13 protein-coding genes are annotated in these 10,595 nt (G+C 64.9%); 2 read left to right on the top strand and 11 right to left on the bottom strand.

What is annotated here, in order from left to right; all coding sequences use genetic code 11:
• Positions 1-287, top strand: a 287-nt coding sequence (locus H1B27_RS30435) for a transposase (protein ID WP_197965649.1), incomplete at its 5' end; no start/stop codon positions are given.
• Positions 288-294: 7 nt separating this feature from the next.
• On the opposite strand, the gene H1B27_RS30430 is transcribed toward H1B27_RS30435, so the two are convergent.
• The 5 genes from H1B27_RS30430 to H1B27_RS30410 form a co-directional block, all read right to left on the bottom strand.
• Positions 295-951, bottom strand: coding sequence for a hypothetical protein (locus H1B27_RS30430; protein ID WP_197968584.1), 657 nt, complete (start codon positions 949-951; stop codon positions 295-297).
• Positions 952-1,084: 133 nt separating this feature from the next.
• Positions 1,085-1,672, bottom strand: a complete 588-nt coding sequence (locus tag H1B27_RS30425; protein ID WP_028178162.1) for a GNAT family N-acetyltransferase — start codon at positions 1,670-1,672, stop codon at positions 1,085-1,087.
• Between the two features lie 38 nt (positions 1,673-1,710).
• The gene (locus H1B27_RS30420) at positions 1,711-3,000 is read right to left on the bottom strand and encodes a M16 family metallopeptidase (RefSeq protein WP_197968582.1); all 1,290 of its coding nucleotides are present in this window, start codon (positions 2,998-3,000) and stop codon (positions 1,711-1,713) included.
• Positions 2,997-4,415, bottom strand: coding sequence for a threonine synthase (gene thrC, locus H1B27_RS30415; RefSeq protein WP_061882486.1), 1,419 nt, complete (start codon positions 4,413-4,415; stop codon positions 2,997-2,999). Before thrC ends, H1B27_RS30420 begins: the two co-directional genes overlap by 4 nt.
• A gap of 546 nt (positions 4,416-4,961) precedes the next feature.
• Positions 4,962-5,606 (bottom strand): response regulator transcription factor, encoded by a 645-nt coding sequence (locus tag H1B27_RS30410; protein WP_028178165.1) that lies wholly within the window; start codon positions 5,604-5,606, stop codon positions 4,962-4,964.
• 86 nt (positions 5,607-5,692) lie between these two features.
• On the opposite strand from H1B27_RS30410, the gene H1B27_RS30405 reads away from it, so the two are divergent.
• Complete coding sequence (locus H1B27_RS30405; RefSeq protein WP_197968581.1) at positions 5,693-7,030, top strand: histidine kinase; 1,338 nt, start codon at positions 5,693-5,695, stop codon at positions 7,028-7,030.
• 1 nt (position 7,031) lies between these two features.
• Here H1B27_RS30405 and H1B27_RS30400 read toward each other — a convergent pair whose 3' ends face one another.
• From H1B27_RS30400 to H1B27_RS30375, 6 genes are all read right to left on the bottom strand, one after another.
• Positions 7,032-7,397, bottom strand: a complete 366-nt coding sequence (locus H1B27_RS30400) for a nuclear transport factor 2 family protein (RefSeq protein WP_061882488.1) — start codon at positions 7,395-7,397, stop codon at positions 7,032-7,034.
• Between the two features lie 116 nt (positions 7,398-7,513).
• Positions 7,514-8,266: an SURF1 family protein gene (locus H1B27_RS30395; protein WP_197968580.1), complete on the bottom strand. Its 753-nt coding sequence runs from the start codon at positions 8,264-8,266 to the stop codon at positions 7,514-7,516.
• Complete coding sequence (locus H1B27_RS30390; protein WP_061882490.1) at positions 8,263-8,664, bottom strand: DUF983 domain-containing protein; 402 nt, start codon at positions 8,662-8,664, stop codon at positions 8,263-8,265. The genes H1B27_RS30395 and H1B27_RS30390 overlap by 4 nt, the downstream gene beginning before the upstream one ends.
• Before the next feature lie 96 nt (positions 8,665-8,760).
• Positions 8,761-9,657 (bottom strand): cytochrome c oxidase subunit 3, encoded by an 897-nt coding sequence (locus H1B27_RS30385; RefSeq protein WP_197968579.1) that lies wholly within the window; start codon positions 9,655-9,657, stop codon positions 8,761-8,763.
• Positions 9,658-9,734: 77 nt separating this feature from the next.
• Positions 9,735-10,424, bottom strand: coding sequence for a cytochrome c oxidase assembly protein (locus H1B27_RS30380; RefSeq protein WP_197968578.1), 690 nt, complete (start codon positions 10,422-10,424; stop codon positions 9,735-9,737).
• Positions 10,425-10,429: 5 nt separating this feature from the next.
• Positions 10,430-10,594, bottom strand: a complete 165-nt coding sequence (locus H1B27_RS30375; protein ID WP_131872116.1) for a cytochrome c oxidase system small membrane protein — start codon at positions 10,592-10,594, stop codon at positions 10,430-10,432.
• Between the last annotated feature and the right edge of the window lies 1 nt (position 10,595).

The raw sequence follows: 10,595 nt of genomic DNA, 5'->3' as shown, positions 1-10,595 counted from the left end.
GCCGAATCTTCATCTCTGGCCAGAAGCGCGGCGTCTTCGGTGTCATCAAGCGCGAGCTGCGCCGCCGTTCCGCCATCGAACCCATCATCGGACACCTGAAGACCGATGGCCACCTCGGCCGCTGCTACCTCAAAGGCCGCGCCGGCGATGCGGCCAACGTCATCCTCTCAGCCGTCGGCCACAACTTCCGCCGCATCCTCGCCTGGATCAGAGAACTCTTGTGCCTGTTCCTGATCCAGCTCTGGCGCACGCGCGCCTGTCCGGCCCCGCTCAATTCGGCTTCTTAACGGACGACTATCTCTTCTTCCGCGCCTTCGGCTCGGGCGAGAGGGCCTGCGGGTCGAAGCCGACATAGAAGATGTAGGAATCGGCATCCTTGGCCGAGGGCACCGGATAGCTCATATCCTCGGCGACAAAGGTGAAGGGCACGCTGCCGCCCTCCGACATCGCGACCGTGGTCCGGTAGGCCTTCGAGGCGATCACCTTCTCGCCGACGCCGCCCTGCACCACCGCGATACGTAATGGGACGTCGACTGTAGCAGGCGCACCCGCGGGACCGGCGATGACGCGGCCCTGGATTCCGATCCTGGCGGTGATGTCGCCGCCATTCCGGGCGCATTCGCGCGCCATTTTGGTGATCGTGGCCTGGAAGCGGATGTCGTTACCGACAGCCTGCTTGCCGTTCGCACCGACGGCATAGGTAGAGGCGCCGGCGCGCACGGTGACCTGCGGGCAATCGAGCTCGTCATCGGCTGGCTGGCCGGGCGCGGGCGCGGGCGCCGGATTGGGCTGCGCCTGCTCGTCCGATTTGCCGCCGAACAGGCTCTTGAAGCGGTCGCTCAAGGATTGGGCCGTCACCGGCGAGACACACACGAGCGCAATCGACAGCGCCAACGCGACCGCTGTCCCCCGCCGCAACGCCCTCCGCGATGACCGAAGCTCCTTCACCATCGACACCCATACTCCATCACAATATCCGGACCCAACCACCGGCCGGTCCGCGCCGTTATATCGTCAAAATCGGCGAACCCAAGGCAGCAAAAAGGTGGCAAGCAGGGAGACCTTGCCCTCACGGGATAGCGGCTCAGCCGCGGAAATCCTCGTGCAGCAGGCCGAACAGCAGGTGATCCTGCCAGACCCCGTTGATGCAGAGATAACGGCGCGCCAGGCCCTCGCGCGAGAAGCCGCACTTCTCCAGCACCCGGATCGACGGCGCATTGGTGGGGATGCAGGCGGCCTCGACCCGGTGCAGATTGAGCTCGCCGAACAGCGTCGGCAGCAACACCCGCAGCGCGGCCGTCATGTAGCCGCGATGGGCATGAGGCTGGCCGACCCAATAGCCGATGGTGCCGGCCTGCACGATGCCGCGCCGGACATTGGCAAGCGTGATGCCGCCGACCAGGGCGCCGTCGAGCTCACGGAAGATCAGGAAGGGATAGGAGCGGTCCGCGGCAATGTCCTCGGAATAGCGGCGCAGGCGCCGCCGGAAGCCGGACCGGGTGAGATCGTCGGACGGCCAGATCGGCTCCCAGGGCGTGAGATAGTCGCGGCTGGTTTCGCGCAAATGAGCCCATTGCAGGAAGTCCGACATTTGCGGCGCGCGCAGCAGCAGCCCGTTGCCGCGTGGGGCGAGGGTGGCGGGTCCACTGGATGGCAGGCGAAAGAGGGCCATGGTGATGCTTTCCGGGGTGGGGCTCCCTAGCACAGCTCCTAATGCAGCCGCGCCTTGGCGCGCGCCCGGGTCAATCCTTCCGCAAAAGATACGGCCGTGTCCAGACCCCTGCCACTGCCCAATGCGACAACGGCGGGCCGGCTCCGCGACAGCAGCGCACGCGCCGCGTCCCTCGTCGATTCGATGCTGACGGCATCGATCCGGGCCACCAGTTCCTGCACCGTCTGCGGCCGCCCATAGGCGAGCACATGCCGGGCAAGCTGCTCGGCACGGGAGGAGCAGCTCTCCAGGGCCATCAGCAGGCCCGCCTTCATCTGCGCCTTGGCCCGGGCGATCTCGGCGTCGGTCAGCGTCTCCACCGAATCATTCATGATGTCGACCACGACCTCCATCATCTCCGGCGCGTCGGCCGGGTCGGTGCCGGTGTAGAGGCCGAAGAAGCCGGTGTCGGAATAAGGCGCGTGGAAGGTATAGATGGAGTAGCAGAGGCCGCGCTTCTCGCGCACCTCCTGGAACAGGCGCGACGACATTCCGCCGCCGAGGATGTTGGTGAAGACCTGGAGCGAGAACAGCGACGCGTCGCTCTGTGGCACGCCTTCCAGGGCCAGCGTCAGATGCGCCTGCTCGAGCTCGCGATGCACCACCTTGGTGCCGCCCTTGCCGAACTGAGCGGTCTGCGGCTTCGGCCCCGGCGTCCCCTCGAAGCTGGCAAAGCGTCTCTCGACCTCGGCGACGACCTGACTGTGATCGACCGCGCCGGCGGCCGCCACCACCATGTCGGGCCCGCGATAGTGGGTCGAGAGGTAGCCGCGCAGCATGTCGCGGTTGAAGGCGCGCAGAGTCTTGGCCGTGCCGAGCAGGGAACGGCCCATCGGCTGGTCAGGATAACAGAGCTCGTTCAGATGCTCGAACACGACATCGTCGGGCGTGTCCTGCGCGGCACCGATCTCCTGCACGATCACGTTCTTCTCGCGCTCCAGCTCGTCGGGCTCGAAGGCTGGATTGGCGAGGATGTCGGCGAGCACGTCGAGCGCGAGCGGCACGTCGGCCTTCAGCACCCGCGCGTAATAGGACGTGGTCTCGGTCGAGGTGCCGGCATTGAGGTCACCGCCGACCGCCTCGATCTCCTCGACGATCTCGCGCGAGGAGCGCTTGGTCGTGCCCTTGAACGCCATGTGCTCGAGCAGGTGCGAGATGCCATGCTCGTTCGGCTTCTCATCGCGTCCGCCGACGCCGGCCCAGACCCCGAGCGCTGCAGTCTCGAGATGGGGCATCTCGTCGGTGACGACGGTCAGGCCGGAGGCAAGTTTGGTCATCTCGACGCTCATCCGGCAACTCCCTGCTTTGCGGCGCGGCTGACCGACAGCACGAACCGCTCGACCTCGGCCTGATCGTTCTTCATCACCCTCATGTGTTCGGATTTGGTCATCAAGCCGTCCAGCCAGGCCGGCAATTGCGGCCGCTGGCCGCAGGCCGCCTCGACAGCGTCGGGGAATTTGGCCGGATGGGCAGTGGAGAGCACGATGCTCGGCACCCTCGTGTCGGTGGTATCGCGGTCCGCAACGGCGAGCGCCACCGCCGTGTGGGGATCGACCAGTTCGCCTGCTTCGCGCCAGGCGGCGCGGATCGCAGCCGCAGTCTCGGTCTCGTCGGCGCGCCCTGCATCGAACTCCTCGCGGATCGCGGCGAGCGTCGCGTCGGGCAGCACGAAACGTCCGGACTGCTTCAGCGATTCCATCAGACGGCGCACGCCTGCTGCATCGCGCCGGCTCGCCTCGAACAGCAACCGCTCGAAATTGGACGAGATCTGGATGTCCATCGACGGCGACGCCGTCGCGTGCACCTCGCGCACCTCGTAGATTCCGGTCTTCAGCGTCCGCGCCAGGATGTCGTTGACGTTGGCGGCGATGCGCAGGGTCCGCACCGGCAGCCCCATGCGCTTGGCGACGTAGCCGGCGAATATGTCGCCGAAATTGCCCGTCGGCACGACGAAATCGACCGCGCGCGCCGGCGCCCCAACGGCAACGGCGGAGGTGAAATAGTAGACCACCTGGGCGACGATGCGCGCCCAGTTGATGGAATTCACGCCGGACAGCGAGGTCGCATCGCGGAAGCGATGGTTGTTGAACATCCCCTTCACGATCGCCTGGCAATCGTCGAAGGTGCCCTCGATGGCGAGCGCATGGACGTTGGCCGCGCCCGTCGACGTCATCATTCGCCGCTGCACCTCGGAGATGCGGCCGTGCGGAAACAGCACGATGAGATCGACATTCTCGAGTCCCGCAAAGGCTTCGACCGCTGCGCCGCCGGTGTCGCCGGAGGTGGCGACCACGATGGTGGTGCGCTGTCCACGCTTGGCGAGCACGTGGTCCATCAGCCGCGAGATCAGCTGCATCGCGACGTCCTTGAAGGCGAGCGTCGGGCCGTGGAACAGCTCGAGCACGAACTGGTGCGGCGACATCTGGCGCAGCGGCACCACCGCGGGATGGCGGAAGGTGGCATAGGCCTCGTTCGCCATACGACCAAGCTCGGCGTCCGAAATCTCGCCGCCGGCGAAGGGACGAATCAGGTCGACCGCGACCTCCCAATAGGGCCGGCCGAAGAAGCCGGCGATCGTCTCGGTCGGGAGCTGTGGCCAGGTCGCCGGCACATACAGGCCCCCGTCGCGGGCAAGCCCGGTCAGCATCACGTCACAGAAGCCGAGTTCGGGGGCCTCGCCCCGGGTCGAGATATAACGAGTCAAACTGCCCTCCAAAGGCCGGGCCGAACCGAGGCCAGGTCCTTAAGCCTTTGATCTTACGAAACTACTTGATAACAGCCAGAGGCTTTGGGCTACCATAAAGTGTTTTGCGGCATCGGGAAACCGCTTCCGGCCCTTCCGTCGCCCAATGAAAAAGGGCTGCGGCATTGCCGCAGCCCTTCTCTTGGAAGGTCTGTCGTTGTGTGCAGACCGGTTTGCCTCGTCAGGGTCGCGCCCGTCAAAACTGTTCCGGCAAGCATTCGTCGCCTGCCACGAAGTCGTCAAGGCCAAAACCGTGCTGGCCGTAAAATGTTCCTGTTTTTCCCGAATCGTTCCGGGCGCCGACTGATGCAATTCAGCCGGAGGCTTAGTTCAGAATGCTACTCTTTCCCGAAGCACCTTCTGCTGCAGGAACGAATACAGGTCCGGCTCATTGTGTCCGCGGATGGGTGCCGCCCGTTGCCCATGCATTGCCCGGCCAACGGCGGCGTCGATCCGTCGACCGAACCGCTGCATCCTGGAGCAGCCGGTTCGGTCGCTGGCAGAAGATCAGTTCATCCCGATTTCCACCGCGATCCGGATCAGGTCGGAGTGGTTCTTGGCGCCCAGCTTCTGCTTGAGCAGGGATGTGGTGTTGGCCACGGTTTTGTAAGAGATGCCGAGCGCCTCGGCGACCTCGACGATCTTGTCGCCGCGTCCAAGCAGGCGCAGGATCTCAAGCTCCCGCGGCGTCATCTGTGAGGCCGGATTGGCTTTGATGGCCGCACCGGAAAACGTCACGGCCTCGGCGAGTTGCGGCGAGATGAAATTGTCGCCCGCGACCACCTTGCGCACCGCTTTCAGCAGGATCCGGGGATCGTCGCCCTTGGAGACATAGCCCTGCGCCCCGAGCTCGACTGCCCGCACCACGAAGGCCGGATCGTCGTTCATGCTGAACATGATGATCTTGGCGTCGGGATCGTCCTTGCGGATGCGTCGCATCAGCTCGAAGCCGGAGACATCGGGCAGGCTGATGTCGATCACGGTGACGTCGGGCCGCTTGCTGACATAGGCGCGATGCCCGGATTTGGCGTCGCTCGCCTCGTCAATGCGAATTGAATGGTCGGACGCGAACAGGGTGCGGCAACCGGACAGCACCACGGGATGGTCGTCGACGATCAGGACCCTGGTCGCTAGCTTGGCGGTATCTTGCATCGCGCACTCTCTTGTTTTTCGACTCATAGACCGGCGGGAATAAATGGAAAGGGTAAATCCCGCCGGGGCGCGTTAGAATTGACCTAATGTGGCAACGACTTTCGTTCAGGACGCAACTGTTTCTTCCGCTCGGCGCCAGCTTTCTGGCGGCGCTGATCCTGGCGGGCGTGCTGCTCCATATATTCGCAACGGACCAACTGGCGGCGGAGAACGAGCCGAGACGGCGTTCGACAGAGGCCATCGCCGCCGCGCTCAACGACACGCTGCGCACATCGGACAATCCACGGCGGACGCTCGACGCCTTTGTCCATTCCTTGGACACCTCCTCCGATATCCAATTCCGCGCCTTGGATGCGGGTCCCGCACCGTCACCGAAGGACGGCCTGCACAAGCCGCATGGCGTGCCGCAATGGTTCATCGATCTTCTCGCCACCCCCGACATGGACGCGGCATCCCCGGTGATGATCGACGGCAGACGCATCGGCGATATCGTATTCCTGCAGGACATGTCGGCCGATCTGTTCGAGAAATGGATCGGCTTTCTCGCGCTCACCAGCCTGGTCGCCGTGCTGATGGTTCTTACCGGCACGATCGCCTATGTCTTGGCGGGATCCGTCCTGCGGCCTCTGCAAGATCTCGGCCAAGGTCTCACGCGGCGACGGGGCGATTACACCAGGCCGATTCCGGTCGGGGGTCCGCCGGAAATCCGGCAAGGCTGCGAAGAGGCGAATGCGCTGGCTGCAACGCTGGCGCAACTGAGCCAGGACAATCGCGATCTGATGCACCGGCTGGTGTCGCTCCAGGACGACGAGAGGCGCGATCTCGCCCGCGAACTGCACGACGAACTCGGACCGCTGCTGTTCAGCATCCGCGCCGGCACGATCGCGCTGGTCGAGGCTGCGCCGCCGGCGGGAAATTTCGGCAATTCCGCACAGAGCCTGCTGCAATCGGTCGAGGCGCTCCAGCAGACCAATCGTCGTATCCTCGACCGGCTGCGGCCGCTCTATATCGAGGAACTCGGCCTTTCGACCAGCGTGCAGACGCTGCTCCGGACCTTTCGCAATCAGGCACCGCACATCATCCTGACGGACACGATCGACGCCGATCTGAACGCGATCGACGGGCCGGCGGCCCAAACCATGTATCGGCTGATCCAGGAGGCACTGACCAACGTGCTGCGCCATGCCAACGCCAGCAACGCCCATGTAAGGGCGACCGTCGCCGGCGAGACGCTCGCGATCGAGATCTCCGACGACGGCGGCGGCCTTCCAGCGGGCAACGTCTTCGGCCGGGGCTTGACCGGCATGCATGAGCGCGTGCGCGCGCTCAGCGGATCGCTGTCCCTGTTGCGCGTGGATGAGCGAACTTACGTCCGCTGCCGTCTTCCTGTCGAAACGACGCGGGACGCGCCGTCAGCAGGCTAGACTAGCATACGCAGCCGTCATGCGCGTTCTGGCGCGCGGGCTCGCATATTGTGCTGCGGATCTTGCCTTCCGGGTTGAAACGAAACGAGGCCTGAATGCGCAGCGCGCCGGCGACGGAATATTCGAGATCGACGCCGTGGGGCGTCGGATGGATTTCCTCCAGCCCGAAACCTGCCGAGGAGAAGGCGCTGAGCCGCGGCTGCCAATAGGCTTCGAGCTCGCTCCGTCCCTGATATCGCTGCGTGCCGTTGCACGCGCATTCGAGCTGGGCGTCATCGGCATAGAGATCGAGCAGCGCCGTGAGGTCGCCCTTCCGGCAGGCGTCCACCCAATCGACGATAATTCCCATCTGGTCGAAATCGCTCACGCCGCAATCCTGTCTGCCGCGAAAAGAACCAGCGGCTTAGGACCACACTCGTGAATATGCGCTGAATAATAAACCCCGGGCGATACCGGGTTCCCTCAAGATGGTTCCGAACAAGCTCAGCCCTGCCGCCGGCCTCTTGCCCATACGGCAAAGGCGATCAGAACGGCGCCGGCCAGCGTGAACCAGGTCACCGCATATTGCAGGTGATCGTCCTTCAGATTCACGTCGAGCGGTCCCGGGCGCGGAATGCCGTTCGCGGGCGCGGGATGCTCGAGATCGACATAGAACGGCGCGACCGTACCCCAGCCGAGCGCACTCGCGATTCCCAGGTGATCGCGCACGAACCAGAGCCGCTTGTCGCGATTCTCCGCCGGCGTCAGCCAGCCCGGCGCCTCGGGAAAGCGCAGATAGCCGGTGAGCGCCGTCGGTTGGCCCGTGACGAGCTTCTTCACCGCGCGATCCTCGACACCGCGATCCTGCATCGTGTTCTCGACGAAGCCCGCATCGATCACGACCGTCTCGCTCGTGGATAGCCGCGCCGGCAGAAATGCCCAGGTGCCGGGGCCGGAAGCGTCCTTGCGCACCGCGGAGCCGGAGGAATAGACCATCGCATCGGGCAGGGCCGCGTAGGTGGCGGTGAAGCTGACGCGGCGGAATTCATCGCGAGCAGGATTCAGCGCGGTCCACAGCGCCGACGGCGGCAGTGCGACGGGCGCCGCCGCAAGCCGCTCGGTGAGTGCCGCGATCAGCTCGTGCTTGGCGGTCCGGCGCTGCAACTGCCAGACACCGAGCGCGACGAACGCAGCCGTCAGGAACAGCGTGAACAGCGCGAAGCCGCCCACGCGGGCCTTGCGCGCGGGCTCGCTCATTTTGCGCGGTCGACCAACCGGCCCGGCGCCGCCTTGTGGTGGAACTGCAGCGCGATCAGCAGCGATTTCATCGCACGCAGCGGCAGCAGCGTGGTGGCGAGGATCAGCGGCAGCCAGAGCACGGCATGAAGCCAATATGGCGGCTGGTATTTGACTTCGACGATGAGTGCGCACGCAACAACGATGCCGCCGGCGAGCATGATGATGAAGATCGCCGGGCCGTCGCCGGTATCGATGAAGGCATAGTCGAGGCCGCAGCGGTCGCACGCGGGCGCGAGCGTCAGGAAGCCCGCATAAAGCTTGCCCTGGCCGCAGCGCGGGCATTTGCAAGCGAGCCCGCGCATCGCGCTTTGCAGGACGGTGGTTTCGGGCTGCGGTGGGCCGGCGGTGTCGTTCATGATGGCGGACCCTATCACAGTTTCCGCCGAACGTTCGGCGGCCGGCAAGCGAAAGGGCGGCCCTGGGGCCGCCCTTTCTGATCGGTTCGATGCAGCTTAGTGGGCGGCGTGGGCCATGGTCTCGGCGCCGCGTCCCCAGACGTAAATGCAGAGGAACAGGAACAGCCAGACCACGTCGACGAAGTGCCAGTACCAGGCGGCGAACTCGAAGCCGAGATGCTGTTTCGGCGTGAAATGGCCGGCATAGGCGCGGAACAGGCAGACCAGCAGGAAGATGGTGCCGACCAGCACGTGGAAGCCGTGGAAGCCGGTCGCCATGAAGAAGGTCGCGCCATAGACATTGCCGGCGAAGGAGAACGCCGCGTGGCTGTACTCATAGGCCTGCACGCAGGTGAAGAGCGCACCGAGCACGACGGTGAGGATCAGGCCGTATTTCAGGCCCTGGCGGTCGTTCTCGAGCAGCGCATGGTGCGCCCAGGTCACGGTGGTGCCGGAAGTGAGCAGGATCAGCGTGTTCAGGAGCGGCAGATGCCAGGGATCGAACGTCTCGATGCCCTTCGGCGGCCAGGTGCCGGGAACAGAGCAGGCGCCGGGCTGCGTGCCGAGGCCGCAGCCGAACACAGCATCGCGGGTGGCATGGACGGCGTCGGCCGGAAACAGCGCGGCATTGAAATAGGCCCAGAACCAGGCGACGAAGAACATCACCTCCGAGGCGATGAACAGGATCATGCCGTAACGGTGGTGCAGCTGCACGACCCGGGTGTGGTCGCCCTTGTACTGGGCTTCCTTGATCACATCGCCCCACCAGCTCGCCATGGTGTAGAGCACGCCCACGGTGCCGACGCCGAACACGATCGGCGCGGCCGAGAACATGTGGTGCATCCAGGCGATCGCGCCGACCGCCATGATGAAGGCCGAGAGCGAGCCGACGGCCGGCCAGGGAGAGGGATCGACCAGGTGATAGTCGTGATGCTTGGTGTGCGCCGTAGCCATTCCGTCTCTCTCCTCAATCCCGTGCCTGTCAGGCACTTATCCCCTTGTTTCCAACCGCCTGACCGTGAGCCTGGCGGTCAAAGATTTCCCTTGCGTTTGTTGTCCTCGCTGGCGGCGAGCGGCTTCACCACGGGATCGCGCACCGGATAGAACGTGTAGGACAGCGTGATCGAGCTCAGCCCGTCATTCTCGTGGTCGTCGACGATCGAGGGATCGACGTAGAACACGACCGGCATCTCGCGCTTCTCGCCGGGCGCCATGGTCTGCTCGGTGAAGCAGAAGCAGTTGATCTTCTGGAAATAGGAGCCGACCGTCAGCGGCGCGACGTTGTAGGCGGCCTGGCCCGCGGTGGTGCGCGCGGCCTGGTTGGTCACGGTGTAGAAGACGGTCACGACTTGGCCGATATTGACCTCGATCTCGCTCTGCTCCGGCTCGAACTTCCAGGGCAGGCCGGGCGCGACGTTGGAATCAAAGCGCACCGAAATCCTCCGCGAGATCGGGCCGGTGGCCGGCGCGGAGGTCGCGACCTGCGTCGTGCCGTTGAAGCCCGTGGCACGGCAGAACCAGTTGTAGAACGGCACCGCCGCGTAGGACGCACCGACCATCAGCGCGACCACGCCGCCGCAGATCGAGGCGACCAGCGCGTCGCGGCCAAGGCCACTGAAACCAAGGCCACTGAAACCAAGGCCACTGAAACCAAGGCCACCGAGACGACGCTTCGTGTCCGTCCGGTTCTGATCCCGCGATATGGTCGGCTCGTGATCCATGTTACCTACATCGGCCGCACTAGCACTGCCGGTCCCTTGACCATAGTGACGGCGAAGAACAGCACCACGAGCACGCCGAGCGCGAGCGCGATTGCGATCGAACGCTGACGACGGCTCCTCCGCTGCGCCTCTGTGAGGACGATTCCATCTGGCTCGGGTTTGTCAGCCATT

This window comes from Bradyrhizobium diversitatis, assembly GCF_016031635.1.
Taxonomy (GTDB): Bacteria; Pseudomonadota; Alphaproteobacteria; order Rhizobiales; family Xanthobacteraceae; genus Bradyrhizobium; species Bradyrhizobium diversitatis.
This window is presented reverse-complemented; position numbering and strand designations above follow the sequence as displayed.